The 24,571-nt window shown below is 74.4% G+C and carries 20 protein-coding genes and 1 pseudogene; 11 read left to right on the forward strand and 10 right to left on the reverse strand.

Annotation, left to right across the window (positions count from 1 at the left end; all coding sequences use genetic code 11):
- Window positions 1–84 precede the first annotated feature (84 nt).
- From JAO84_RS02330 to JAO84_RS02340, 3 genes are all read left to right on the forward strand, one after another.
- Window positions 85–2,292 (forward strand): discoidin domain-containing protein, encoded by a 2,208-nt coding sequence (locus JAO84_RS02330; protein ID WP_370409901.1) that lies wholly within the window; start codon window positions 85–87, stop codon window positions 2,290–2,292.
- 80 nt (window positions 2,293–2,372) lie between these two features.
- On the forward strand, window positions 2,373–3,440 hold the full coding sequence (locus JAO84_RS02335; protein WP_370409903.1) for a DUF1996 domain-containing protein: 1,068 nt from the start codon (window positions 2,373–2,375) through the stop codon (window positions 3,438–3,440).
- 100 nt (window positions 3,441–3,540) lie between these two features.
- On the forward strand, window positions 3,541–5,091 hold the full coding sequence (locus JAO84_RS02340; RefSeq protein WP_370409905.1) for a GH1 family beta-glucosidase: 1,551 nt from the start codon (window positions 3,541–3,543) through the stop codon (window positions 5,089–5,091).
- Here the strand turns inward: JAO84_RS02340 and JAO84_RS02345 are convergent.
- Both JAO84_RS02345 and JAO84_RS02350 read right to left on the reverse strand, forming a co-directional pair.
- Window positions 4,974–5,762, reverse strand: a complete 789-nt coding sequence (locus tag JAO84_RS02345) for an SAM-dependent methyltransferase (protein ID WP_370409907.1) — start codon at window positions 5,760–5,762, stop codon at window positions 4,974–4,976. The genes JAO84_RS02340 and JAO84_RS02345 overlap by 118 nt on opposite strands.
- A 73-nt stretch (window positions 5,763–5,835) precedes the next feature.
- Window positions 5,836–6,516, reverse strand: coding sequence for a 2-phosphosulfolactate phosphatase (locus JAO84_RS02350; protein WP_370409909.1), 681 nt, complete (start codon window positions 6,514–6,516; stop codon window positions 5,836–5,838).
- A 75-nt stretch (window positions 6,517–6,591) separates the two neighbouring features.
- On the opposite strand from JAO84_RS02350, the gene JAO84_RS02355 reads away from it, so the two are divergent.
- Entirely contained in the window at window positions 6,592–7,026 is a 435-nt protein-coding gene (locus tag JAO84_RS02355; protein WP_370409911.1) for a VOC family protein, read from the forward strand.
- 6 nt (window positions 7,027–7,032) lie between these two features.
- On the opposite strand, the gene JAO84_RS02360 is transcribed toward JAO84_RS02355, so the two are convergent.
- From JAO84_RS02360 to JAO84_RS02380, 5 genes and pseudogenes are all read right to left on the reverse strand, one after another.
- Window positions 7,033–8,265, reverse strand: a complete 1,233-nt coding sequence (locus JAO84_RS02360; RefSeq protein ID WP_370409913.1) for a VWA-like domain-containing protein — start codon at window positions 8,263–8,265, stop codon at window positions 7,033–7,035.
- Window positions 8,266–8,279: 14 nt separating this feature from the next.
- Window positions 8,280–9,500 carry an AAA family ATPase gene (locus JAO84_RS02365; protein ID WP_370409915.1) on the reverse strand — a complete coding sequence of 407 codons (1,221 nt, stop codon included), beginning with the start codon at window positions 9,498–9,500 and terminating at the stop codon, window positions 8,280–8,282.
- The gene (locus JAO84_RS02370) at window positions 9,497–11,380 is read right to left on the reverse strand and encodes an ankyrin repeat domain-containing protein (RefSeq protein WP_370409917.1); all 1,884 of its coding nucleotides are present in this window, start codon (window positions 11,378–11,380) and stop codon (window positions 9,497–9,499) included. Before JAO84_RS02370 ends, JAO84_RS02365 begins: the two co-directional genes overlap by 4 nt.
- Window positions 11,377–12,537 carry a gala protein gene (locus JAO84_RS02375; protein WP_370409918.1) on the reverse strand — a complete coding sequence of 387 codons (1,161 nt, stop codon included), beginning with the start codon at window positions 12,535–12,537 and terminating at the stop codon, window positions 11,377–11,379. The genes JAO84_RS02370 and JAO84_RS02375 overlap by 4 nt, the downstream gene beginning before the upstream one ends.
- Before the next feature lie 92 nt (window positions 12,538–12,629).
- A pseudogene (locus JAO84_RS02380) lies at window positions 12,630–12,702 on the reverse strand.
- A gap of 114 nt (window positions 12,703–12,816) precedes the next feature.
- Here JAO84_RS02380 and JAO84_RS02385 point away from each other — a divergent pair.
- Window positions 12,817–13,287 (forward strand): DIP1984 family protein, encoded by a 471-nt coding sequence (locus tag JAO84_RS02385; RefSeq protein WP_265864353.1) that lies wholly within the window; start codon window positions 12,817–12,819, stop codon window positions 13,285–13,287.
- A 284-nt stretch (window positions 13,288–13,571) separates the two neighbouring features.
- Here JAO84_RS02385 and JAO84_RS02390 read toward each other — a convergent pair whose 3' ends face one another.
- Complete coding sequence (locus JAO84_RS02390) at window positions 13,572–14,519, reverse strand: LysR family transcriptional regulator (RefSeq protein ID WP_370409920.1); 948 nt, start codon at window positions 14,517–14,519, stop codon at window positions 13,572–13,574.
- 134 nt (window positions 14,520–14,653) lie between these two features.
- Between JAO84_RS02390 and JAO84_RS02395 the strand changes: the two genes are divergently transcribed.
- Together JAO84_RS02395 and JAO84_RS02400 are read left to right on the forward strand one after the other, a co-directional pair.
- Window positions 14,654–15,916 (forward strand): MFS transporter, encoded by a 1,263-nt coding sequence (locus JAO84_RS02395; protein ID WP_370409922.1) that lies wholly within the window; start codon window positions 14,654–14,656, stop codon window positions 15,914–15,916.
- 65 nt (window positions 15,917–15,981) lie between these two features.
- The gene (locus JAO84_RS02400) at window positions 15,982–16,716 is read left to right on the forward strand and encodes a response regulator (protein ID WP_370409923.1); all 735 of its coding nucleotides are present in this window, start codon (window positions 15,982–15,984) and stop codon (window positions 16,714–16,716) included.
- Here JAO84_RS02400 and JAO84_RS02405 read toward each other — a convergent pair.
- Both JAO84_RS02405 and JAO84_RS02410 read right to left on the reverse strand, forming a co-directional pair.
- Entirely contained in the window at window positions 16,713–18,461 is a 1,749-nt protein-coding gene (locus JAO84_RS02405) for a GAF domain-containing protein (protein WP_370409925.1), read from the reverse strand. The genes JAO84_RS02400 and JAO84_RS02405 overlap by 4 nt on opposite strands.
- A 111-nt stretch (window positions 18,462–18,572) precedes the next feature.
- The gene (locus JAO84_RS02410; protein ID WP_370409927.1) at window positions 18,573–19,622 is read right to left on the reverse strand and encodes a universal stress protein; all 1,050 of its coding nucleotides are present in this window, start codon (window positions 19,620–19,622) and stop codon (window positions 18,573–18,575) included.
- Window positions 19,623–19,959: 337 nt separating this feature from the next.
- Here JAO84_RS02410 and JAO84_RS02415 point away from each other — a divergent pair, with 337 nt between their 5' ends.
- The 4 genes from JAO84_RS02415 to JAO84_RS02430 are packed head-to-tail and all read left to right on the forward strand — an operon-like array spanning window position 19,960 to window position 24,569.
- Window positions 19,960–20,967, forward strand: coding sequence for a nitroreductase family protein (locus tag JAO84_RS02415; protein ID WP_370409929.1), 1,008 nt, complete (start codon window positions 19,960–19,962; stop codon window positions 20,965–20,967).
- A gap of 30 nt (window positions 20,968–20,997) precedes the next feature.
- Window positions 20,998–22,473 (forward strand): MBL fold metallo-hydrolase RNA specificity domain-containing protein, encoded by a 1,476-nt coding sequence (locus JAO84_RS02420; protein WP_370409931.1) that lies wholly within the window; start codon window positions 20,998–21,000, stop codon window positions 22,471–22,473.
- Between the two features lie 33 nt (window positions 22,474–22,506).
- Complete coding sequence (locus JAO84_RS02425; protein WP_370409933.1) at window positions 22,507–23,160, forward strand: CBS domain-containing protein; 654 nt, start codon at window positions 22,507–22,509, stop codon at window positions 23,158–23,160.
- Between the two features lie 56 nt (window positions 23,161–23,216).
- Entirely contained in the window at window positions 23,217–24,569 is a 1,353-nt protein-coding gene (locus JAO84_RS02430; protein ID WP_370409934.1) for a nicotinate phosphoribosyltransferase, read from the forward strand.
- Window positions 24,570–24,571 lie beyond the last annotated feature (2 nt).

Here is a 24,571-nt window from a genome sequence, read left to right on the forward strand (position 1 = left end):
GAACTCCCCTCCGGGCGGCGGACAGTCCCCGCGACGCCGCCCGGAGGGGAAACCACCCCCACACCTCTGCTGTCAGGAGCAGCCATGACCACCCCCACCACCACGGCCACGGCCACGGCCACGGCCACGGCCACGGCCGGCGGAGGGCGAGGCCGAGCCAGAGCCGCCGGCTCGCTGGTGACGCTCGGCGCCCTGCTCGCCGCGTCGCTCACCGCCCTCGCGACCACGCCCGCCACCGCCGCCCCGGCCCTGCTCTCCCAGGGAAAGGCGGCCACCGCCTCCTCCACGGAGGGCCCCTTCACCCCGAACGCCGCCGTCGACGGCGACCTCACCGGCAGCCGCTGGGCCAGCCAGTGGAGCGACGCCCAGTGGTTCCAGGTCGACCTCGGCGAGCGCGCCGACCTCAGCCGGGCCGTCCTGACCTGGGAGGCCGCCTACGGCAAGGCGTACGACATCCAGCTCTCCGACAACGGCACGGACTGGCGCACGGTGAAGTCGGTGACCTCCGGCGACGGCGGCACCGACGACCTCACCCTCTCCGGCACCGGCCGCTACGTCCGGCTCCAGGGCGTCACCCGGGGCACCGGATACGGCTACTCCCTCTGGGAGTTCCAGGTGTACGGCACCCCGGCCGGGCAGCCGCCCGCGCCCGGCGGAGCCGTCCGTGTCACCGGCGGCCAGGGCGACTGGCAGCTCACGGTCGGCGGCCAGCCGTACACCGTCAAGGGCGTCACCTGGGGCCCGGCCATCGCCGACGCCGGCCGGTACATGCCGGACGTGAAGACGATGGGTGTCAACACCATCCGCACCTGGGGCACCGACGGCGGCACGAAACCCCTCCTCGACGCGGCCGCCGCCAACGGCATCCGCGTCATCAACGGCTTCTGGCTCCAGCCGGGCGGCGGCCCCGGCTCCGGCGGCTGCGTGAACTACGTGACCGACACCGCGTACAAGAACAGCATGCTCACCGCGTTCGCCCAGTGGGCCGAGACATACAAGTCCCACCCCGCCACGCTGATGTGGAACGTCGGCAACGAGTCCGTGCTCGGCCTCCAGAACTGCTACGGCGGCACCGAACTCGAAGCCCAGCGCAACGCGTACACCGGCTTCGTCAACGACGTCGCGAAGAAGATCCACACGATCGACCCGGACCATCCGGTGACCTCCACGGACGCCTGGACCGGCGCCTGGCCGTACTACCAGCGCAACGCGCCCGACCTGGACCTGTACGCGATGAACGCCTACGGCGACATCTGCGGCGTGCGCCAGGACTGGGAGGAGGGCGGCTACACCAAGCCGTACATCATCACCGAGACCGGTCCGGCGGGTGAGTGGGAGACCCCGAAGGACGCCAACGGAGTCGCCGAGGAGCCCACCGACGTCCAGAAGGCCGAGGGCTACACCCGGGCCTGGAACTGCGTCACCGGACACCAGGGCGTCGCGCTCGGCGCCACCGTCTTCCACTACGGGACCGAGCACGACTTCGGCGGCGTCTGGTTCAACCTGCTGCCCGACGGCCTCAGGCGCCTCTCGTACTACGCGGTGAAGAAGGCGTACAAGGGCAGCACGACCGGCGACAACACCCCGCCGGTGATCGGGAACATGAGCGTCACGCCGTCCGGAGCCGCCCCGGCGGGCGGGGAGTTCACCGTCCGCGCCGACGTCCGCGACCCCGACGGCGACCCCGTCACCACGAGGATCTTCCTCAGCGGCAACTACGCCAACGGCGACAAGCGCCTCGTCGAGGCAGCCTACCGGCGCAACGCCGACGGCTCGTTCGCCGTGACCGCGCCCGAGAAGCTCGGCGTGTGGAAGGTGTACGTGCAGGCCGAGGACGGGCACGGCAACGCCGGCATCGAGGCGAAGTCCGTCCGGGTCGTCGCCCCGCCGGTCGCGGGCACGAACCTCGCCCTCGGCCGGCCCACCACCGCCTCCTCCGCCCAGGCCTCGTACGGCGACTGCCCCTGCCCGCCCGAGCGGGCCACCGACGGCAACGCCGGCACCCGCTGGGCCAGCGACTGGAGCGACCCGCAGTGGATCCGGGTCGACCTCGGCTCGGCGCGCTCCTTCAGCCGGCTCCAGCTGGTCTGGGACCCGGCGTACGCCCGCGCGTACGAGGTCCAGGTCTCGGACGACGGCACGAACTGGCGCACCGTCCACACCACGACGGACGGCAACGGCGACGTCGACACGATCGAGGCCTCCGCCACCGCCCGGTACGTACGACTCCAGCTCACGGCCCGGGGCACCGGGTGGGGCTACTCGCTGTACGAGTTCGGCGTCTACGCCTGACGCCTGCCCGAGGGCCTGAGTCGGAGCACCGTCCCACCGCCCCGCCGTCCCAGGAAGCAGACCACCTGAGGAGAATCCCGATGAGAATCCGCGGCCGGACCCTGTCCGCCTTACTGCTCGCCACCGCCCTGGGCGTCTCCGCCCTGTCCGCCAACGCCGTCGGCGCCGCCGACGCCGCCACGGCCGCCGCCCCGCACGCCGGACACGCCATGACCGCCGCCGCCCTGCCCTCCGGCGACGACCCCGACGGCGACGGCTACATCCCCGCCGACCCGCCGGTCACCGGTGTCACCCCGTCCCAGGAGGTCCCGCCCCCGGCCTACCACCACGAGTTCCAGGCCGGCTGCTCCGTGACCCACACCGCTCCGGACGACCCGATCGTCTATCCGGACCGGCCGGGTGCCTCCCACGACCACACGTTCATGGGCAACACCTCCACCGACGCCTCCAGCACCACCGGCTCGCTCTACGGCGGAAGCACCACCTGCAAGGCGCCCGCGGACGCCTCCGCCTACTGGATGCCCTCGCTGTACAAGGGCGACCGGAAGGTCCTGCCCGTGGGCCCGCAGGTCATCTACTACAAGGCGGGCGTGACCGACTACCGCAGCGTCCGTCCCTTCCCCAGGGGGCTGCGGTTCGTCGTCGGCAGCCCGACGCAGAGTGCCCAGGAGTTCCGCGGCCACAAGGGCTTCGTCGAGGGCTGGGAGTGCGGCGACAGCTTCTTCAACGTCGACTTCCCGGCGAGCTGCCCGGAACGGCCCGACGTGCAGCTCAACATCCGCTTCCAGGCGCCCAGTTGCTGGAACGGACGGTATCTCGACACCCCCGACCACAAGAGCCACCTGGCCTACCCGGTCGTGAAGCCCGGCACCAACGACAACATGTGCCCGGCCTCCCACCCGGTCGCCCTGCCGATGATCGAGTTCAAGATGGCGTGGCCGGTCAACGGCGACATGAGCCAGGTCACCCTGTCCAGCGGCCGCGGCTACTCCTTCCACTACGACTTCTTCAACGCGTGGGAGGAGCGCACCCTCAAGGCCCTGGTCGACCACTGCATCAACGGCGGCCTCCAGTGCGACACACGGGGCTTCGACCTGTACCACCCCGAGCGCGGCACGGTGCTCGACGCCGACCACCGCCTGCCCTGACCTCTCGTCCCCCTCCCCCGGTACGGCCCGGACGTCGCCCACACGGCGCCCGGGCCGTGCCCACGCCCACTTCAGAGCGCTTCCGAGGAGTACGCCCACCATGACCGACGACGAGGCCGCGATCGGCCTGCTGCCCCCGGACTTCCGCCTCGGCGCCGCCACCTCCGCCTACCAGATCGAGGGCGCCGCAGCCGAGGACGGCCTCACCCCGTCCATCTGGGACACCTTCTGCCGTGTGCCGGGTGCCGTCGCGGGCGGCGACACCGGCGACGTGGCCTGCGACCACTACCACCGCATGCCCGAGGACGTGGCCCTGCTCGCCGCGCTCGGCCTCGACACGTACCGCTTCTCCGTCTCCTGGCCGCGGGTCCAGCCCGGCGGGCGGGGCCCGGCCAACCCGGCCGGACTCGCCTTCTACGACCGGCTGGTCGACGAGCTGCTCTCCCACGGCATCACGCCCTGGCTGACCCTCTACCACTGGGACCTGCCGCAGGAGCTCCAGGACGCCGGCGGCTGGCCGGCCCGTGACACCGCCCTCCGGTTCGCGGACTACGCCGAGCTCGTGCACGAGCGTCTCGGTGACCGGGTCACCCACTGGACCACCCTCAACGAGCCGTTCTGCTCGGCGATCCTGGGCCATGTCGAAGGCGTCCACGCGCCCGGCGGCCGCTCCCTGGCCGACGGCGTCCGAGCCGTCCACCATCTGCACCTCGCGCACGGCCTCGCCGTCCGGCGGCTGCGCGCGGCCGCCCGCCGTCCGCTCGACCTGGCCGTCACCCACCTCCTGGGCACCAGCCGCCCGGCCACGGACTCCACCGCCGACCGCGAGGCGGCCCGCCGGGCCGACGCCTTCGGTTTCCGCTTCTACCTCGACCCGATCCTGCGCGGACGCTATCCGCAGGACCTGATCGACGACCTCGCCCTCCGCCGGCTCGAGATCCCCGTACGCGACGGCGACCTGGCCACCATCGCGGCCCCCATCGACACGCTCGGCGTCAACTACTACCGCTCCCTGCGGAGTTCGGGCGTCGACGAGAACGGTGCCGGCACCGACGCCGAAGGCCTCCCCGTCACCCGCAACCTCCCGCACGGCGGCCTCCCGGTCACCGGCCTCGGCTGGGAGGTCATGCCCCACGACCTCACCGAGCTGCTGCTCCGCATCGCCCGCGACTACCCGGGCACCCCGATGGTCGTCACGGAGAACGGCGCCGCCTACGAGGACCGCCCCGGCCCCGACGGCTTCGTCGACGACACGGCGCGCACCGCCTACCTCTCCGCCCATCTGGCGGCCGTCGCCCGCGCCCGTACCGCCGGAGCCGACGTCCGGGGCTACTTCGCCTGGTCGCTGCTCGACAACTTCGAATGGGCGTACGGCTACGCGGAGCGCTTCGGCATCGTCCACGTCGACTACGCCACCCAGACCCGGACGCCCAAGCGCAGCGCCCTCTGGCTCCGCGACACGGCGCTGCGGCTACGCGGCGGGGTTCACGGAGCCGCGGGAGGCGTAGAGCCGGGCGGTCGCGGGGCGGATCCTCACTTGCGGCCGACGCCCGCGTACATCGCGACGTCCGGCGTCTGCGTCCCCGCCTCCGGCCGCCAGGCCGAGCAGGACACCACCCCGGGGTCGAGCAGCTCCAGGCCGTCGAAGTAGCGCGCGATCGCCTCGGGGGTGCGCTGGGTGAGCTTCGGGGTGCCGTGCTCGTTCCAGAACGCCACCGCCGCGTCGACGTCGGGCATGTCGGGGTGGGTGACCGTGTGCGAAAGGACCAGGTGGCTGCCGGGGGCGAGCGCGTCCATGAGGCGGCGGACGACTCCGTACGACTCCTCGTCGTCCGCCACGAAGATGACGACGCCGAGCAGCATCAGCGCGACCGGCTGCGCGAGGTCGAGCGTCTTCGCCGCGGCGGCCAGGATCGTGTCGACGTCCCGCAGATCGGCGTCCAGATAGTCGGTGCGGCCCTCGGGCGTCCCGACGAGCAGGGCGCGGGCGTGCGCGAGCACGAGCGGGTCGTTGTCCACGTACACGACCCGCGACTCGGGCGCGACGCGCTGGGCGACCTCGTGCGTGTTGTCGGCGCTCGGCAGCCCCGTCCCGATGTCCAGGAACTGCCGGATCCCCCGCTCCTCGGCCAGATACCGCACCGCCCGCCCCAGAAACAGCCGGTCCGCCTTCGCGTACTCCCCGATCCCGGGATGCAGCTCCCGGATCCGGTCCCCGGCCTCCCGGTCGACCGGGTAGTTGTCCTTGCCGCCGGTCCAGTAGTTCCAGATCCGGGCGGTGTGCGGCCGGGACGTGTCGATGCGCGATTCGATGTCGGTCACCCCGTCAACGTATCGCAGGACTTCGACAACTCCCTTGCTCGGATGCCGATTTGTCCCGCGCTCCTCATGCCGATCACTCCGGCGGGGTGTGCGGGCGCAGGACCATGAGACCGTCCTCCTGGGTCGCCGCCATGGCGAAGGGGAAGCGGTCGAGTTCGAGGCAGAGCGTGACGTCGTCGGGGTGGGCGCCCTCGCGGACGCCCTGCGCCAGCTCGGCGGCGGCGCGCGACTCGGCGGCGCGGCGGAGGAAGTCGGCAGCGTCCGGGGTGGCGCCGGTGGCGCGGTGGGCGATGTACTGGGCGCAGGCGAGGTCCTCCTCTGCGCGGCCGTCCTCGCCGGTGACGACGAAGGTGACGTCGGCGCACTCGCGGGCCCGGAGCAGCCGGGCCGTCGCCTCCGCCACCACGAAGCCGGCGCACAGCACCAGGGACGCGTCCTTGACGGCGAGGGCGCCGACCGTGCCCGCCGTGGTCTTCTGGACGACGGTCCGCCCGGCGAGGTCGGCGTCGCGCAGCAGGCCCGGGGAGTTGACGGCGTCGAAGCCGGGCGCCGGAGCGCCGTCCTTGAGGGCCAGCCAGTCGGGGTGGCGGGCCTTGAGCGCGAGGGCGTCGTCCAGGGACTCGGCGAGGACGATCCTCGCCGCGCCCCGGGCGAAGGCCCAGGCCGCCACCGTATAGGCGCGCATGACGTCGATCACGACGGCCGTCGACGGGGTTGCGGTCAGCTCGGCGATGCCGAGGAAGCGAGCATCCATCCGGCCATGATCACGCATCAGTTCGGCCGTCGAAAAGAAAATGAGCAATCGGACCGCCGCTGCTACGGTGCCCGGATGGCATCGATCAAGGAATTCCAGGTCACCATCGACTGCGCGGACCCGCACCGCCTCGCCGCCTTCTGGTGCGAGGTGCTGGGGTATGTCATTCCCCCGCCGCCGGAGGGCTTCGCCTCCTGGGACGCCTTCCTCGCCTCCGGGCCGTCCGAGGACGAGACCCGGTACTTCGCGTGCGTCGACCCCAACGGCGTGGGCCCGCGGGTGCTGTTCCAGCGGGTGCCCGAGGGCAAGGCCGTCAAGAACCGGGTGCATCTCGACGTACGCGCCGGCACCGGACTCGTCGGCGAGGAGCGCCTGGCCGTCCTCCAGGCGGAGTGCGACCGGCTCGTCGCGCTCGGCGCGACGTGCCTGAAGGTGCTGTATGCCGACGGGGTGAACGAGTCGTGCATCAACATGCAGGACATCGAGGGCAACGAGTTCTGCCTCGACTGAGGGCCCTCAGCCCGGGGTGATCCGTACGGTCTCCGCCCACGCCGGCGGCTCGGGCGCGTCCGTCCCGATCAGGGCGACGATGAGCCGGCAGGTGACGGGCTCCGCGGGCCAGGGCGTGCAGCCGTCGGTCAGGACGACCACGATCTGCGGGGGCTCGGGCGCGGCGAGCGCGGCGCGGATGCCGACGGTCATGTCGGTGCCGCCACCGCCGGCGAGTTCGACCTGGTCGACGGCGGTGACCCGGGCGACGGCCTGGACGTCGGCGTCGCAGGCGAGGACGGCGACCCGGTTGCCGCCGATGCCGACCTCGCGCAGCACACCGGTGACCTCCGCGAGGGCCGCGGCGAGGTCGTCGTCGCCCATCGAGCCGGACGTGTCGACGACCACGGCGACCCGGGGCAACGGGCGCCGCAGGCTGGGCAGGACGACCCGGCCGCCGAGCGCGGGCGTACGGCGCGAGGGGCGCCGGTACGTGTAGTCGACGGCGCCGCCCGCCCACGCGGCGGCCTCGCGGACGGCGCCGGTGAGCGCCTTGCGCCAGTCGACGACGGGTTCGAGGGTCTGCTCGGCCCAGCGGCGCCAGCCGCCCGGGACCGAGCCGCGGGAGCGCTGGTGGGCGGCGCGGATCGCCTCGGCGGTCTGGCGGCGCAGGGCCTCCGCCTCGACCGGGCTGACTCCCCCGGTGGCGTCGGCGCCGCCCGCTCCGAGGTCCCAGGGGGCGGGGACTCCGTGCGCGCCGGAGCCGCAGTCGAGCGCGTGCGGCGGGGTGGCGGGGATGCCGGGCACGTACTCCTCGAAGAGTCCGCCGGTGGGCAGGCCGAAAAGGCGTGGCTCCATCCGCCCCTCGGGCAGCCGCAGCCCGTCGGCGAGCAGGTCGTCGTTGATCTCGCAGTCCTGCGCGATGTTGATCCGCAGCCGGTCGCGCTGGTCGGCCGCGGGCAGCCGCTCCGCCCGGCCGTGGTGGTCGCGCAGCAGGTGGGCGGCCTCGTGGATCCACACGCCGGCCAGTTCCTCGATGGCGGTGGCCTCGACGAAGGCGGGTGCGACATAGCAGCGCCAGTGGCGGTCGACGGCCATGGTGCGGACGTCGCGGCTGGGGACGATGGTCAGGGCGTAGAGGGCGGAGGCGAGGTACGGGCGTGCCTCGGCGGCCTTGTAGCGCGCGGCGAGCAGCTTGGCGCGGTCGAGGACCGGCACGGCCTCGCCCGGTACGGCTTCGCCCCCACGGGTGGCGGTCACCTCGTCGGCGCCGGTCAGCGGGCGCCGGGCAGGGCGCCGGCGAGCTGGAGGAGTTCCAGGAAGGCGTCGATGCCGGACGGGATGGGCCAGTCGGGCTCGCGCATGACGGCGAGGTCGCGGGCGGCACGGGCGGCGACGTCGGGGACTCCCGCGTCGACGGCCTTGGCGAGGACCTCCCAGCCGGCCTCCCAGCGCGGGCGGGTGGGTTCGCTCTGCACGGCGGCCACGACGGCGATGAGGAAGGCGAGTTGGCGGTCGCCGCGTTCGGGCAGCGCGAAGGCGGACGGGTCGGCGAGCACCTTGTCGGGGTCGGGCAGGTCGAGGTTCTCCAGGTAGGAGAGCAGCTCGATGCCGGCTGCCTCGCCGACGGCTCCGATGACGGCGGCCGCCGTCGCCTGCTGCCCGGCGCCGGACGCGTAGCCGGTGGCGAGCAGCCGCAGCGCGGCCTCCCAGGAACGCGGGGACGGCCAGGCGCGGCCGCGGCCCTCGGCCTCCTTCGGCAGGTGGTGGACCAGGCCGGGGCGCGCGGTGAGGAAGCCGGAGATCACGCCGCGAGCGCGGGCGACGGCGCCGGAGACCCGGGCCGGGTCGACGGTCGGCAGCGCGGTCTCGGGCCAGGTGCCGGCCATGCCGCGGGCGACGGTGCGCGGGTCGTGGGTCCAGTCGAGGTGGACGAAGCGGTTGGCGAGCGGCGGGCTGAGGTGCCAGCCGTCGGCGGCGCTGGAGGGCGGGTTGGCGGCGGCCACGATCCGTACCGGCTCGGGGAGGGTGAGGCTGCCGACCCGGCGTTCCAGGACGACCCTCAGCAGGGCGGCCTGCACGGCGGGCGGGGCCGAGGAGAGCTCGTCGAAGAACAGCAGGCCGTGGCCGGTCTTCGCGAGCCGGACGGCCCAGTCCGGCGGGGCCATCGGCACACCGGTGGTGGCCGGGTCGTCGCCGACGATCGGCAGTCCGGCGAAGTCGGAGGGCTCGTGGACGCTGGCGACGACGGTCTCGAGCTCGACGCCGAGGGCGTCGGCGAGCTGCTGCATGCCGGCGGACTTGCCGATGCCGGGCTCGCCCCACAGCAAAACGGGCTGATTGGCCGTCACGGCGAGTGCGAGGGCTTCCAGTTGAGGGTTGGCAGCAGCCTCGGTACGGGTGGCGCGGAGCCGCGCGTTGAGGGCGTCGGCCGCGGCGAGCGGGGCGGGCACGGAGCCGGAGTGGGTGCGGGGCGCGGTGGAGGCGGTGGTCATACGGGGGTGTCCTCGTCCTTGTCCTCGTCGTCCCGGTCCGGCTCGTCGTCCCAGTCCGGCTCGTCGTCCCAGTCCGGCTCGTCGTCCGTGTTCCGCTCGTCCATGTAGTCGTCGAACCAGTCGGAGCCGAGCCCCGGATGCTCCTTCAGGACGCGGCGGCGCAGGAACATCAGGTCGGCCCGCTGGTAGCGGCGGATCACCTGGGCAAGGGAGAGCTCCATCTCGTCGACGACGTCGATGCGGGCGCCGGCGTCCAGGAGGTCCCGCACCAGCGCGGGCGAGCCCTGCTGGGCGACGGCGAGCTGCAGGGGCGTGGCCCGCGTCTTGTCGCGCGCCTCCAGGTCGAGCCCGGCGGCGAGCAGCCGCGGCAGCAGCTCCCGGTGGTCCAGGAGGTACAGGTAGTGCAGCAGACCGCGCCCCCGGCCGTCGCGGGCGTGCGGGTCCCAGCCCGCGTCGAGCAGCGCCGTGACCGCGGGGGTGTCGCCGTGCTGGACGTACTCGAAGAACTCGCGCCGCTGCGCCTGCAGGGCCCGGGGCAGCCGCCCCTCGCCCGTCGTCCAGGTCAGCTCGGTGGCGAAGCAGCCGGAGATGGTGCCGCCGAAGGCGCGCAGGGCCCGTTCGCGCTGCCGCTCCTGCTCCGTGTGCGGGATGTCCAGGGCGCCGTCCCGCACGGCGGCCTCGTGCCAGACGCCGCCGCAGCGGACCCGTACCGGTTCGGCCGATACGTGCGGTCCGGCCGGGCCGGTGGCGGGCGGGGCCTCGGGGAACAGGGCGGCGGAGACCAGTGGATGCAGGTGCTCGGGCCGGATCCGCCCCGCGCGCAGCAGCGCGACGTCCGGGAGGAGCTGCCGGGCGTACGAGGGCAGCACCGGGACGTCGTCGTCCTGCCGGCGCTCGATGCCCACGACCCGTACCACCGGCGCCCGGGTGTCGGTGACGTCGAGGGTGGCCCGGAGCAGGCCGCGCCAGTGCACCGGCACGCGGAAGCGCGTACCCCGTCCGGCGCTCCACAGCAGGAGGAGTTCGGGTGCGAGCCGGGTGAGCTCCATGGCGTCGTGCGTGACGAGGTCGCCGACGTCGACGGCCCGCCGGTAGCCGTAACGGCCGCCCTGGTCCTGCGGTTCCGGGGGCGTGAGGTCGAGGTCGAGCCCGGCGGCGGCGTAGGCCTCGACGTGCTCCCCGCGGGCCCGCAGCACGGCGATCCACTCGGCGCGGGTGGCCGGGTCGGCGCCGCTGCCGGGGTCCGTGTCGGGCAGTTCGTCCGGGGTGAGCGGGGTGCCGTCCGGGTGCAGGAAGGGCAGCCGGCCGGTGGCGACGGGACTCGCGCTGAGGCGGAGTTCGGCGGTGCGGCGGGCGTCCCAGAAGCGGCGGGCGGCGGTCCAGTCCTCCTGGGCGTAGGTCACGCCGTGGAGCGTGTCGGACCGGCGGGCCGGGCCGAGGTGCAGGCGCAGCCGCTGCGGTCCTTCCACCATGGGCAGGCTGGTCACGGACAGGACGGGTCCGGTGCCGCCGGGGGCGCCGTAGTCGGCGAGGACGATCCGGCGGCTGACGGCGAGCGTGGTGTGTCCGCCCAGGGTGCGCGGAAAGTGCCAGCGCAGCAGGTCGGGTGCGAAGTGCCGCAGGTCGTCGGCCAGTCGGGCGGCCACCTCGGGGCCGTACCGTTCGGCGACGCGCTCGGGGTCGAGATCGAGCTCGGGGTCGAGGGCGTCGGGTACGTCGACGGCGGCCGCGGCGCAGGCCGCGCGCCAGTCCCCCGCGAGCCGGGCCTCGGTGGCGCGCTCGATCATCCGGCCGGGCACGGCGAAGCGGCGGATCCGGGCCCAGGCGTTGGCGTCGGCGGGCGAGAGGGCCCCGGGCGTCAGGGGCGTGGGCGGGGTCATCGGTAGAGGCTGCCGATCGCGCGCAGGTCGGGGTGGGTGGGGCGGGCCGGGCGGAGCCGTTCGGTGAACGAGCGCTTGACCCGGCGGGGCAGCCCGGGCCCGAGGCCCACGTATTCGAGGCGGTGGGCGTCGTCGAGAGCGGCGAGCAGCGTCTTCGCGCCGCGGCCGGTGAGGCCGGTGTGGCGCAGTTCGAGGCGGCGCAGCGGGCTGCCGGGCAGGGCTGCGGCGAGCGCGTGGGCGCCGTCGTCGCCGGTGGTGTTGCCGGGGGCGCCGAGGCTGCGCTCGGACATGGTGCGGCCGAGGTCGAGGGTGTCGATGCCGTCGAGGGCGTCCGCGAGGGCGCGGGCGCCGGCCGGTCCGATGCCGTTGCCGCCGAGGCCGAGCCGGACGGGGCGGGCGGCGTCGGTCGCGGCGGCGAGGACCGCGATGCCCGCGTCGCCGAGGTGGTTGGCGGGGACGTACAGCTCGCGGACCCCGGCTTCGCAGACGAGCGCGGCGAGCAGCGGGGCGTCGGCCGCGGTCAGGCCGTTGCCACCGAGGAAGAGGCGTTCGAGCGGGGCGGCGCGGTCCAGGAGCGCGTCGAGGAGGGCCCGTACGCCCTCCGCTCCGATGCCCGAGTTGACCAGGTCGAGGGTGCGCAGCGTGGTGTTGCGCCGCAGCAGGCCGGCCAGGGTGCGGGCGCCGGCCGGGCCGACGGGGTTGCGCTTGAGCCACAGGGCGCGGACGGCGGTGTCGTCGGCGAGCGCCTCGGCGAGGGTGGTCACTCCGGCCGGGCCGATGCGGTTGCAGCCCAGGTAGAGGGTGCGGACGCCATGGCCGTCGCCGGTGCCGGTGCGGCGCGTGTCGGTCAGCGCCTCGGCGAGGGTGCGTACGCCCTCGTCGCCGAGGGAGTTGGTGCCGAGCAGCAGATGCGCGGCGTGCGGCGAGGCGAGGGCGGCGGGCACGAGCCGGGCGGCGCCGGCCGGGCCGAGGCCCTGCTTGCACAGGTCGACGCGGCCGTCGGCGCGCAGGGTGCCGAGCGGGAAGGTCTCGTCGCCGGTGACCGGGCGCCCGTCCGCGAGGCGGTCGAGCAGGGCCGCGAGCAGCGCGGGGTCGGCCGGGGGCAGGTCGGGGTGCTCGATCGCCGGGCAGCGTACGGGCGTTGTCGGCTGGGCCATCACCACTCCACCGGTCTGGCGCCGGGGACCGGCGTTCCGCTTCGACCTTCACGTCGGCGGCGCCTTCGGTGACACCGCCGTTCAAGTAGGCGCAAGACCGGTCGGATTCGAACCGACGTCCTCCAGCTCGATGCGTGGGCGCGACGACCTCTGCGCTACGGCCTTGCTGGGGTGATCATAGCCGGATTCGCATGCGAGTTCGATAGGCGTCGGGGAACAGGTCCTGACCTCGTATACTCGGGCGGGCTCATGGACGGGGAGGACGGGGAGGTGGAGACGATGAAGCTTGCCGAGGCGCTGGCGGAACGTGCGGAAGCGACGCGCCGCGTGGAACAGCTGCGGGCGCGCGTCGTCGACAGCGCGAGGTACCAGGAGGGCGAGACGCCCGCCGAGGACGCGGCCCAGCTGCTGGCCGAGGCCGGTGAGGCGCTGGACGCCCTGGAATCCTTGATCCGGCGGATCAACCGGACCAACGCCGCCGTCGAGATGGGTCCGGACGGCACGCTCACCGACGCGCTCGCGCGCCGGGACGTGCTGCGGCTGCGCCACTCCGTGGTCACCGCGGCGGCGGACGCGGCGGCCGGCAAGGGCGAGCGCGGCTACGGCCGGCAGCTCCGGTCCGAGCTGCTCATGCTCTCCGCGCTTCCGGTGGCCGAACTGCGCGCCCAGGCGGACGTGATCGCCCGGGAGATCCGCGAGGTCGACGTGCGGATCCAGCGCACGAACTGGGAGGCGGACCTGCTGGACTGACCCGGTCCGGCGGACTGACCCGGTCCGGCGGGCGGGGACGGGACGATACGGGAACGATGTGGAGCAGGTAGCTGCTTCGGAGGCGTGCACAGACCGAGGGCCGGCGGTTTTCCGGCCCCTTTCTGGTGCGTGATGAGCAACGCAGGGGTTCAACTCCCCTATGAACAGCGCAGCTCAGCACCGCGCACAGGTAAAGGTGCACAGCGCACAGCACATCACCATGTGCAGATCCGAGGCGGCGAGGGCGGGTTCGGGGTTTTCCACATCAACCCGGGAGCACCCGATCAGTTCGGGAGCACCCAATCGGGCACCCAGGTGCCGGGGACGGCGTGGCCGGTCGCAGTCGCGGTCGCGGTCGTGGCGAGGTGGGCGCGCAGGGCGGTCAGGCCGGGGTGGGGGTTGTCCCGGTGCCAGAGGAGCGAGTGGGGATAGACCGGGGTCGGGTCGGTCACCGGGATGCGGCGCAGGCCGTGGCCGGCCGGCCAGACCAGGCGGGTCTGTTCGCTCATGAAGGTGGCCAGGGCAGGCGTGTCCGCGATGGTGTCGAGGAGCGCGTCGGAGCCGAAGTTGGGGCCTGTGGCCTCGATGGTGAGGCCGAACTCGGCGACGAGGTCGGCGTAGTAGGCGGCCCATTCGGTGCCGGGGACGATGCCGGGCATCCAGATCCGGTGGCCGGCGAGCTCGGCGAGGCGCACCGAGCGGGCGGCGGCCAGGGCGTGGGCGGGGCCGGTGAGGAGCTGCAGCGGCTCGTCGAGCACCCGTACGGACGCGATGTCCTCCGGCAGGGCACGGCCGGGCGCGGCGACGGCGCGGAAGGACGCGTCGATGGTGCCGGACCGGATGGCGGCGACGGCCGTGTCGACATCGAACAGCATCACGACGTCGAGGTCGACGTCGGGGTGCGTGCGATGGAAGCCACGCAACAGCCCCGAGGCCGCGCCGCGCGAGTTGATCACGTCGACACGCAGCGGACGCCGGTCGGTGCGCACGGAGGCCACGGCCCGGTCGGCGACCTTCAGCAGCTCCCGGGCGTGCGGCAGGAAGGCCTGTCCGTCGATGGTGAGCTCGGCACCGCGCGGGGTCCGGGTGAAGAGCCGCACGCCGAGCCTGCACTCAAGGGCGGCGATGCGCTTGGAGACGGCCTGCGGGGTGACCGACAGCTCGGCGGCGGCCTCCTGGAACCGCCCCGCGTCGGCGGCCGCGACGAAGGTCCGCACGGTGTCGAGGTCCATGCCGGACACCCTACGGGTACAACCACAGGTTGTGGATGTGTGGCCTCTTGGTTGTTTGATCGCTGGTCGTGCGGCCCGCTTTGATGCTCCCGAACGCTGATCGGTTGTACGGATGAGGGGCGAGGGGCGTCGGCATGGGCAGCAAGCGGCACCGGCTCGGCCGGCGGTTCGGATGGCTCTGGGGAGCGTACGGGGCCAGCGCGCTCGGCACCTGGCTCGCCTTCGGCGCGTTCCCGCTGATCGCCGTCCAGGTGCTGCACTCCGGGCCTGCCGAGGTCGCCGCGCTCGCCTCCGTGGGGGCCGCGGTGGGCGCGGCCGTGGCGGTGCCGCTCGGCCCGTGGGTGGAGTTCCGCCGCAAGCGGCCGGTGCTGATCGGGGCGGATCTGGTGCGGTGCGCGGCGCTGCTCACCGTCCCCGTCGCGTACGCGCTCGGCGTGCTCTCCTTCGCCCAGCTGCTGCTGGTCTCGGTGGTCGTCTCGGCCGCCGACATCACCTTCCGGGCCGCGTCCGGCGCGTATCTGAAGGGGCTGCTGCCGGCCGAGGACCTGCTCGTCGCCAACGCCCGGTTCGAGTCGGCGGCCTGGACCACGACGATCGTCGGGCCGCCGCTGGGCGGGGTGCTGATCGGGCTGCTCGGCCCGGTGGCGACGGTGCTCGCCGACGCGGTCAGCTATCTGCTCTCGGCCCTGGGCATCCGCGCGACGGGCGGTCGGGAGCCGCAGCCGCCCCGCCCCGAGGGCCGGGAGGGCACGCGCCCGCGGGCCGGGGACCTGCTCGACGGCTGGCGGTACCTCCTCGCCGACCCGGCCCTGCGCCCGCTGTTCCTCAACACGGTCCTGTTCAACGGCCTGGTCATGGCCGCCCAGCCGCTCCTCGCCGTCCTGATGCTCGGCCCGCTCGGGTTCGCGCCGTGGCAGTACGGCCTCGCCTTCGCCGCGCCCTCGGTCGCCGGGCTGCTCGGCTCACGGCTCGCCCGACCGCTCGCCACCCGGTACGGGCAGCGCCGGGTCCTCGTCGCGGCCGGGGCGCTGCGCGCGATCTGGCCGGTCGGCCTCGCCTTCACCGGGCCGGGCACCGGCGGGCTGGTCCTGGTGATCGGCGTCGAGCTCGGCCTCATCCTCTGCTGCGGGATCTTCAACCCCGTCTCCGCCACCTACCGCCTCACCCGCACCCCGTCCGACCGGGTCGCCCGCACCCTGTCCGCCTGGTCGGTGACGTCCAAGGCCTCGACCGCGCTCCTCACGGCCGTGTGGGGTCTCCTCGGCAGCCTGCTCGGCCCGCGCCCGGCCATCGCCCTCGCCGGCCTGCTCGTCCTGGCCACCCCGCTGCTGCTCCCCCGGGGCGGCGGGGCTGACCGGGTGACACCGCTATCGGCGCCGCCCCTCTCGCCGGAGTGACCATCCTTGGGGAAGGTGGAAGCCTGAAGGAACGGGCAGGGAACCCAGCGAGCCCAGGGGGCACCATGAGCGATCAGCCGGCCGCCGCCACGACCGCGACCCGGGTGTTCCTGGTGGACGACCACGAGGTCGTCCGTCGGGGGCTGCGGGACCTGATCGACGACGAGCCCGACCTCCAGGTGGTCGGGGAGGCCTCGACCGCCGACCAGGCCGTGGCCAGGGGCCCGGCGCTGCGGCCGGACGTGGCCGTGCTCGACGTACGGCTGCCGGACGGCGACGGGATCACCGTGTGCCGGGAGCTGCGCTCGCGGATGCCGGGGCTCGCGTGTCTGATGCTCACGTCGTTCGACGACGAGGACGCGCTGATCGACGCGATCATGGCGGGCGCCGCCGGCTACGTGCTGAAGCAGATCCGGGGCTCGGACCTGGTGGCGGCGATCCGGACCGTGGCCACCGGCCAGTCGATGCTCGACCCGGCCACCACCGCGCGCCTGATGCACTCGCTGCGCACCCCGGAGCCGGCGAAACCGGCGGAGGACGAACGGCTCGCCGCCCTGTCCGAGCGGGAGCGCTCCGTACTGGACCTGATCGGCGAGGGGCTCACCAACCGGCAGATCGCCGGTCGGCTCTACCTCTCGGAGAAGACCGTGAAGAACCACATCTCCCGACTGCTCGGAAAGCTGGGCGTGGAACGGCGGGTTCAGGCGGCCGTGATCGCCGCCGAGGCGCACGAACACGAACACCAGCATGAGTACGGGCACGGGCACGGCCCGCACGGTCACGGGGGCGGCGCCGGCTAGCCCTGCTCGGGCCGTCGCAGCGGGACGCGCCAGTCGAGGACGGTGCCGCGGGCCGGGTCCGGGCGGGGGCGGAGGGTGAGGGTGCCGCCCAGGTGGGCGGCGCGTTCGGTGAGGTTGCGGAGGCCGCTGCGGGAGGCGCCGGGCGGGATGCCGATGCCGTCGTCGGTCACCGTCACGGCGAGGGTGCCGCGTTCGGCGACGACCGCGACCTCGGCGTGCCGGGCGCGGGCGTGGCGGGCGACGTTGGTGAGGGCCTCTCCGACGACCGCGAGGACCTCGTCCGCCGTCGTGTCCGGGACCTCGGTGTCGAGCAGGCCCTCCATGCGCAGCGCGGGGGCGAAGCCGAGGGTGCCGGCGGCGGTGTCGGCGGCCTGGACGAGGCGGTCGCGGAGTTTCGGGGCCCGGCCGGTCCGGTCGCGCTCGCGGAGTCCGAAGATGGTCGAGCGGATGATCTTGATGGTGGCGTCCAGGTCGTCGACCGCCCGGGACAGCCGGTCCACCGCCTCCGGATGGTCGACGAAGCGGCGGGCGCTCTGCAGCGTCATCCCGGTGGCGAACAGCCGCTGGATGGCCAGGTCGTGCAGGTCACGGGCGATCCGGTCGCGGTCCTCCAGGAGGCTCACCTGCTCGGCGGCGCGGCGCCGGTCGGCGAGTTCCAGGGCGAGCCCCACCTGCCCGGCGAAGCCGGGCAGCGCGCCGACCTCGGCCCGGGTGAACGGCGGCCGGCCGGTGCGCCGGGCGAGGATCAGCACGCCGCTGAGCCGCTGCTCGGTGCCGACGGTGACGGCCACCCCCGGTCCGAAGCCGTGCCAGCGCTCGGGCCGTACGGTGACGCGGGTGTCGCTCGCGAGGTCGGGCACGGTGACGAGGCCGCCGCCCGCCCCATGGAGCGCGGCGCCCGCGAGGGTCCCGTCGGCCTCGGACCGTACGAAGCCGCGATGGGCGCCGGCTTCGTGACCGACGGCCAGGGTTTCCCGCAACTCCCCTCCCTCGCCCACGAGTTGGAACACCCCGAGGTCGGCGCCCGAGATGTCCACCGCCCGTTCGAGGAGACCGCCGAGGACCTCGGCCTCCGCCGCGCCGGACAGCAGGGCGCTGGTGACGTCGGAGCCGGCGGCCAGCCAGCGCTGCCGCAGCCGGCCCTCCTCGTACAGCCGCGCGTTCTCGATGGCGATGCCGGCGGCGACGGCGAGGGTGGTGACGACGGCCTCGTCCTCGGCGTCGAAGTCCGCCCCGCCCCGCTTCTCGGTGAGGTAGAGATTGCCGAACACCTCGTCGCGGACCCGGATCGGCACGCCCAAAAACGAGCGCATCGGCGGATGGTGGGGCGGGAAGCCGTACGCGGCGGGGTGCTCCGACAGTTCCGCGAGCCGCAGCGGCTCGGGGTGCCGGATCAGCTCGCCGAGGATGCCGTGCCCGGACGGCAGCCGGCCGATCCGCTCCCTGAGCTCGTCGTCGATGCCGACGGGCAGGAACGCGGACAGTCTCTGGTCGTCCCCGATCACTCCCAGGGCGCCGTACTCGGCGTCGACCAGGGTGACCGCCGCCTCCACGATGCCGTGCAGCACATGCGGCAGGTCGAGCTCACGCCCGACGGACATGACGGCTTCGAGGAGTCCGTTGAGCCGGTCGCGGGTGCCCCGGACCTCGTCGATCCGGGACTGGAGCTCGTCGAGGAGTTCGTCGAGCCGCAACCGGGGCAGCCGGGCGCGGCCGTCCGGCGCGGCGCTGTCCTCGCGGCCCATCGGCACCTCCGGTCCGGTCCGGTCGGTCGCGCGGACCGCCCGTCGTGCCCGTCACGCCCGCCTTCACCGTAGTCCGTATGCCGGGGGCGTTCCTGCCGGGGGTCCGGCCGGTCATGTCGTGCTGCCATGGCCGCGTGCGGCTCCGAGGACGGATTCGAGGACCGATTCGGGGGCGCTCGCGGTGGAGTGCCGGGGGATCAGCTCCACCGGGCAGTGCGCGTGCTGCAGCAGGCCGAGGGTGGTCCTGCCGAGGGTCGGGCCGAGATAGCCGGGGGCCCGCCGGCCGCCGGCGACCAGCAGGTCGGCGTGGCGGGACGCCTCGACGAGCGCGCCGGGAACGCTGCGGTCCTTCTCGCCGACGGTGTCCACCGTGAGGTCCGGGAACTCCGCCCGGAGGGCGGCGGCGATGCCGGTGAGCGGGCGCACCTGCTCGACGCCGGCGGGAGCCCTGAGACCGCCGAGGTACGGCAGCGTGCTCCAGACGTGGACAAGGCGCAGCGGCACCTTGCGCAGCAGGGCCTCCCGGGCCGCCGCCCGCGCGCAGCCCTCGTCGTGCGCGTCCCGGACGGCCGCGAGGACGACGCCGGCCTCGGCGGGCTCGGCGGGCTCCTCGTACGGCTCGTGCGGCTCACGCTGCCCGTACCGCCCGTACGGCGCATGCGGCGCATGCGGCGCATGCGGCGCGTCGGTGTCGTCCGGCGGCTCGTCCGTACCGCGGATCACGACCACCGGGGCCGTGGCGGCGGCCGCGAGTTCGAGGCCGACCGAGCCGAGCACGAGCGAGGAGAATCCGCCGAGCCCGCGGTGACCGACGACGATCGTGCCGGTCAGCGCCGCGGCGGCGCGCAGCGCGGCGGGGGCGGTTCCGTCGTCGAGCTCCGTCACGACGGGCACCTGGGGGTGGCGCGCCGCGACCGCCCTGGCCGCCCGGTCGAGGAGCTCCCGGCCCGCTCCGACGATCCGTTCCGTCTCCTCCGGGCGCAGGTACAGGGCGCTGGTGTCCGTGGCGTGCACGATGCACAGGCCGGTCCGCCAGAGCGCGGCCTCGCGCGCGGCCCAGGCGACCGCCGCGTCGGCGGACGGCGAGCCGTCCACGCCGACGACGATCCGTCCGGGCCGGCGGCCGGTGGCCGGGGCCGGGCGGTCGGTGGTTCCGTCCATGGCTCCTCCTCGTGCGATCCGCTCCCACCGTGGCACGCGCCGGACGGGCGGGCGGAGGGCCGTCGGGGGCAGGCCGGGGACCTGTCGGTCCGTGTCCCGGGGACCGTTCGGCCCTCCCGCACGGGGCCCCCGGCAGCGGACCGTGGTGGCACGGGACCGTCCATCGGGCGGATGCTCGTAAAGGAGGCACCGTGATGACACGGGCGACGGCCGGCAGCCCGCGGGCGCGGGCGCATGCCCGACCGGTCGCCCGCCCGGCCACCAGGCCGCTCCCGGTGCCGACGTGGACGTCGCCACCCGCCGATGTTCTTCGGTGACCTCACCGTCAGGAGGAACCGTGCCCACCACCGCTCCCACCCGCGCGCTCGTGACGTCACTGGTCGAGGACGCCGTCACCGCTCCCTCGATGCACAACGCGCAGCCATGGAGATTCGTCCACCGGACGGACACCGGGACCATCGAGCTGTACGGCGATCCCGCCCGCGCCATGCCGCGCGAGGACCCCGACCACCGCGCCCTGCACCTCGGCTGCGGCGCCGCCCTCTTCAGCCTGCGGGTGGCCGCCGCCCATCGGGGCCGGCACGCGGTGGTCCGGCCGCTGCCCGACCCCGGCGATCCCTGGCACCTGGCCGACGTCCGGATCGCCGGCGCCGTCATCGAGCACGACGAGGAACTCGCCGCGCTGCGCCCGGCGCTCCGGCAGCGGCACACCAGCCGGTTCCCGTTCACCGAGGAACGGGTGCCGCCGGAGATCCTCGACGGGCTCCGCTCGGCCGCGTTCCTGGAGGGCTGCCGGCTGGTCGTGCCGGGTGCCTGGCACGCCGACACGGTGCTCGACCTGGTCCAGGACTCGGCCCGGTTCGAGGCCGCCGACCCGTCCGTGCGCGGCGAGATCGAGGCCTGGGTGCACACCGGCGAGGAGGACGCGGAGGCGCGCGGCGAGGAGGCCCGCAAGGAGGGCATCCCGTCGTACGCGCTCGGCCCCCGGCAGTACGACGTCACCTCCCCGGTGCGCGACTTCGGTTCCCACCGGCCCGCTCCGGGCCGTGAGGCGGTGCGTTTCGAGCGGAGCCCGCAGATCGTGCTCCTCGGCACCGTCGAGGACACCCCGGCGGACTGGCTGAAGGCCGGCCAGGCGATGCAGCGGGTGCTGCTCCGGGCCACCCTCGACGGACTGTCGTCCTCGCTCATGTCCCAGCCGCTCGAATGGCCGGAACTGCGCTCCGTGGCCCGCGACCCGGGCTCCACGACGGGATTCGTGCACATGGTGATCCGGCTGGGCTACGGCCCCCGCGGGCAGGCCACACCGCGCCGCCCGGTCGCCGAGGTCCTGTCGTTCACCTGACGCGCCGTCCGATCCCGAGGAGTGCCGACCATGCCCACCGAAGCCCCGAACCCCGCCCCCACCGGAGTCGCTGCCGGCGCCGGAGCCGACTCCGGCGCCGACTCCGGCAGCGCGCCGCGCCCCGCCCTGCTCAGCTTCCTGGGCGGGGTGGGCACGGTCACCGGCAGCAAGTTCCTGGTGGAGAGCGACCGGGCGCGGATCCTCGTCGACTGCGGACTCTTCCAGGGCTTCGCGAAGCTGCGCCGGCGCAACTGGGAGCGGTTCGCGCGCGACGCCGCCGACATCGACGCCGTGGTCGTCACCCATGCGCACCTGGACCACTGCGGCTATCTGCCCCGACTCGTCCGGCAGGGCTTCCGCGGGCCGATCCTCACCAGCCCGCACACCGCACGCCTCGCCGGGATCGTGCTGCGCGACAGCGCCCGGCTGCAGATGGAGGCGGCCCGGCACGCCAACGAGCACGGCTGGTCCAAGCACCGCCCGGCGAAGCCGCTGTACGACGACGGCGACGTCGACAAGACGCTGGCCTTCTTCGACCCGGTCCCGGTCGGCGCGGACGTGGAGATCACGGGCGGCAACCGGCTGACGCTGCACCACGCCGGCCACATCCTCGGCTCGGCCTGGGCCCGGTTCACCCTGGAGGACGGGCACAGCCTCGCCGTGTCCGGGGACCTCGGGCGTCCGGGGCATCCGCTGCTGCTGCCGCCGGAGCCGTTCTCGGGCGCGGACGTGCTGCTGATGGAGTCGACGTACGGCGACCGGCGCCACGACCAGGAGTCGGGGCGCTCGGCCTTCGCGGACGTCGTCGCCCGTACGGTGGCGCGGGGCGGCACCGTCGTCGTACCGGCCTTCGCGATCGACCGGACCGAGGTGGTCCTGCACGAGCTGACCCGACTGCGCGAGACGGGCGTGCTGCCCCGCTCCATACCGGTGTACGTCGACAGTCCGATGGCCCTGGCCGCGCTCGACGTCTACCGGGACGCGGTGCGCGAGCGGTCCCCGGAACTGCGGCCGGAGATCCTGGCCGCGGGCGAGGCGGCGCTGAGTCCGGCCCCGTTCCTCGCCGCGCGGACGGTCCAGGAGTCCATCGAGATCAACAGCGTGCCCGGCCCCGCGGTCATCGTCTCCTCGGCCGGCATGGCCACCGGCGGACGCGTCCTGCACCATCTGCGCAGGCTCCTCCCCGACCCCCGCAACTCCGTCGTCGTGGTGGGCTTCGCCGCGGCCGGCAGCCGGGCGCGGGACCTGGTGGACGGGGCGCGGGCGCTGAAGATGTTCGGCCAGTACGTGCCGGTGCGCGCCGAGGTCGCCGACGTGCCGCACTTCTCCGCGCACGCCGACGCCGAACAGATCCTCGGCTGGCTGCGCGGCGCGCCCGCCCCGCACACCACCTATCTCGTGCACGGCGAGCCGGCCGCCTCCGAGGCGCTGCGCGAGCGCGTCGACCGCGAGCTGGGCTGGACGGCCGTCGTGCCGCGCTCCGGGGAGGCGGTCCTGATCCGCTGATCTGTCGTCCCTTCGGCCGGTGAGGAGAGTGTCATGACCACGCAGCCGTTCACCGTGGCCGACGTGATGACCCGGAAGGTCGTCGCCGTGCAGTCGGACGCGGACTTCAAGGAGATCGTGACCGCCATGGAGCGGTGGAAGATCACCGCCGTGCCCGTCCTCGCGGGCGAGGGCCGGGTCGTCGGCATCGTCTCGGAGGCGGATCTGCTCCTGAAGGAGGAGTTCCGCGACCACCGCCTCGGCCTCGTCGAGCAGTTGCACCGCCTTGAGGCGACCGCCAAGGCCGGATCGCGCCGGGCGGAGGACCTGATGACCTCCCCCGCGGTCACCGTGGACCCCGGGGCCTCGCTCCCCCGGGCCGCCCGGCTGATGGCCGCCCACCATGTGAAGCGGCTGCCGGTCGTCGACGAGCACGGCGCGCTCCTGGGCATCGTGAGCCGCTCCGACCTGCTCAAGGTGTTCCTGCGGCCGGACCAGGACCTCGTCGCGGAGGTGCGCCGGGACGTCGTCGACCACCTCTTCCCGCTCTCCCGCGACCGGGTCGCGGTGCGGGTCGACGCGGGCGTCGTCACCCTCTCCGGGGAGGTCCGCGACGGCGCGCTCATCCCCATGGCGGCGCGGCTCGCCCGGGCGGTGGAGGGTGTGGTGGACGTCCGGTGCGAGCTCACCGCGCGCCCCGGAGCGTAGGCCGTGTCTCGTAGGCCCGCCGTGCGCGGCGCCGGCCGGCCGCGCATCCTCGATACATGTCCGAGGTGACGTCCACCGACCTGTACGAGGTCACCATGGCGCTCTCCTACCTGCGGGAGGACATGCGGGCGCCGGCCACGTTCAGCCTGTTCGTGCGCGACCTGCCGCCCGGCCGGGGCTTCCTGGTCGCGGCGGGCCTCGAAGCGGTCCTGGACCACCTCTCCCGCTACCGGGTGGGCCGCGCCGACATCGAGGAGTTCGCCGAGGTGCTGCGCCGTCCCGTCGCCGATCTGGAGCCCTTGCGGGGTCTCTCCTTCGACGGGGAGGTCCGTGCCGTGCCCGAGGGGCGGCTCGTGTTCGCGGGCGAACCGCTCCTGGAGGTCACCGCGCCGCTGCCCCAGGCGCAGCTCGTCGAGACGCAGCTGCTGTCCCTGGTGGCGCACCAGACGGCGGTCGCGTCCAAGGCGGCGCGGTGCGTGCTCGCCGGTGCCGGGCGGCCGCTGGTGGACTTCTCGCTGCGCCGGGCGTACGGGCCGGAGGCCGGCCTGCGGGTGGCGCGGCTGTGCGCGCTCGTCGGGTTCGCCGGCACCAGCAACGTCGCCGCCGCCCGCCGCTGGGGCATCCCGGCGGCGGGCACGATGGCCCACTCGTACGTCCAGGCCTTCCCGTCCGAGGAGGCGGCGTTCCGGGCCTTCGCCCGCACCCACCCGGGGCCGGTGACCTTCCTCGTCGACACGTACGACACCGATCGCGGGGTGGCGACGGCCGCCCGGGTCTTCGCCGACCTGGGGCTCGGCACCGGCTGCGGGATCCGGCTCGACAGCGGCGACCTGGCGGCGCAGGCCGGCCGGGCACGGGCCGCGCTCGACGCGGCGGGGCTGGCCGAGGTGCGGATCATCGCGAGCGGCGGCCTGGACGAGTACGCCGTCGACCGGCTCGTACGGGAGGGGGCGCCGATCGACGCGTACGCGGTGGGCACCAAGCTGGGCACGTCCGCCGACGCCCCGTACCTGGACATGGCGTACAAGCTCGTCGAGTACGACGGGCGGCCCGTGATGAAGCTGTCCTCGGCGAAGGCGACGGCGCCCGGCCCCAAGCAGGTCTTCCGCGGTCCGGGCCTGCGCGATGTCATCGGCCTGGCGAACGAGGAGCCGCCCGAGGGCACGGAGCCGCTGCTGCGCACGGTGATGCGCGGCGGCCTGCGCACCGACCCGCCGGACACCCCGGCCGCCGCCCGGGCCCGCTTCGAGGCCGATCTCGCCGCGCTCCCGGAGGAGGCCCGCCGCATCACGGACCCGGTGCCTCCGCCGCCCACGGCGTCGACCCGGCTCACGGTCCTGACAAAGGTCGTCCGGCACCGCGTCGAGGCGGGGACGGGCACGGCGGGGCGCCGGCCGGTGACGGAGTGAGC

This window comes from Streptomyces fradiae (genome assembly GCF_041270065.1).
Lineage (GTDB): Bacteria > Actinomycetota > Actinomycetes > Streptomycetales > Streptomycetaceae > Streptomyces.

Excerpts from the sequence above, each read along its gene's own strand:
- JAO84_RS02330 (WP_370409901.1), top strand. The coding sequence starts at position 85 with ATGACCACCCCCACCACCACGGCCACGGCCACGGCCACGGCCACGGCC.
- JAO84_RS02335 (WP_370409903.1), top strand. The coding sequence starts at position 2,373 with ATGAGAATCCGCGGCCGGACCCTGTCCGCCTTACTGCTCGCCACCGCC.
- JAO84_RS02340 (WP_370409905.1), top strand. The coding sequence starts at position 3,541 with ATGACCGACGACGAGGCCGCGATCGGCCTGCTGCCCCCGGACTTCCGC.
- JAO84_RS02350 (WP_370409909.1), bottom strand. The coding sequence starts at position 6,516 with ATGGATGCTCGCTTCCTCGGCATCGCCGAGCTGACCGCAACCCCGTCG.
- JAO84_RS02355 (WP_370409911.1), top strand. The coding sequence starts at position 6,592 with ATGGCATCGATCAAGGAATTCCAGGTCACCATCGACTGCGCGGACCCG.
- JAO84_RS02365 (WP_370409915.1), bottom strand. The coding sequence starts at position 9,500 with ATGACCACCGCCTCCACCGCGCCCCGCACCCACTCCGGCTCCGTGCCC.
- JAO84_RS02370 (WP_370409917.1), bottom strand. The coding sequence starts at position 11,380 with ATGACCCCGCCCACGCCCCTGACGCCCGGGGCCCTCTCGCCCGCCGAC.
- JAO84_RS02375 (WP_370409918.1), bottom strand. The coding sequence starts at position 12,537 with ATGGCCCAGCCGACAACGCCCGTACGCTGCCCGGCGATCGAGCACCCC.
- JAO84_RS02385 (WP_265864353.1), top strand. The coding sequence starts at position 12,817 with ATGAAGCTTGCCGAGGCGCTGGCGGAACGTGCGGAAGCGACGCGCCGC.
- JAO84_RS02390 (WP_370409920.1), bottom strand. The coding sequence starts at position 14,519 with ATGGACCTCGACACCGTGCGGACCTTCGTCGCGGCCGCCGACGCGGGG.
- JAO84_RS02395 (WP_370409922.1), top strand. The coding sequence starts at position 14,654 with ATGGGCAGCAAGCGGCACCGGCTCGGCCGGCGGTTCGGATGGCTCTGG.
- JAO84_RS02400 (WP_370409923.1), top strand. The coding sequence starts at position 15,982 with ATGAGCGATCAGCCGGCCGCCGCCACGACCGCGACCCGGGTGTTCCTG.
- JAO84_RS02405 (WP_370409925.1), bottom strand. The coding sequence starts at position 18,461 with ATGGGCCGCGAGGACAGCGCCGCGCCGGACGGCCGCGCCCGGCTGCCC.
- JAO84_RS02410 (WP_370409927.1), bottom strand. The coding sequence starts at position 19,622 with ATGGACGGAACCACCGACCGCCCGGCCCCGGCCACCGGCCGCCGGCCC.
- JAO84_RS02420 (WP_370409931.1), top strand. The coding sequence starts at position 20,998 with ATGCCCACCGAAGCCCCGAACCCCGCCCCCACCGGAGTCGCTGCCGGC.
- JAO84_RS02425 (WP_370409933.1), top strand. The coding sequence starts at position 22,507 with ATGACCACGCAGCCGTTCACCGTGGCCGACGTGATGACCCGGAAGGTC.
- JAO84_RS02430 (WP_370409934.1), top strand. The coding sequence starts at position 23,217 with ATGTCCGAGGTGACGTCCACCGACCTGTACGAGGTCACCATGGCGCTC.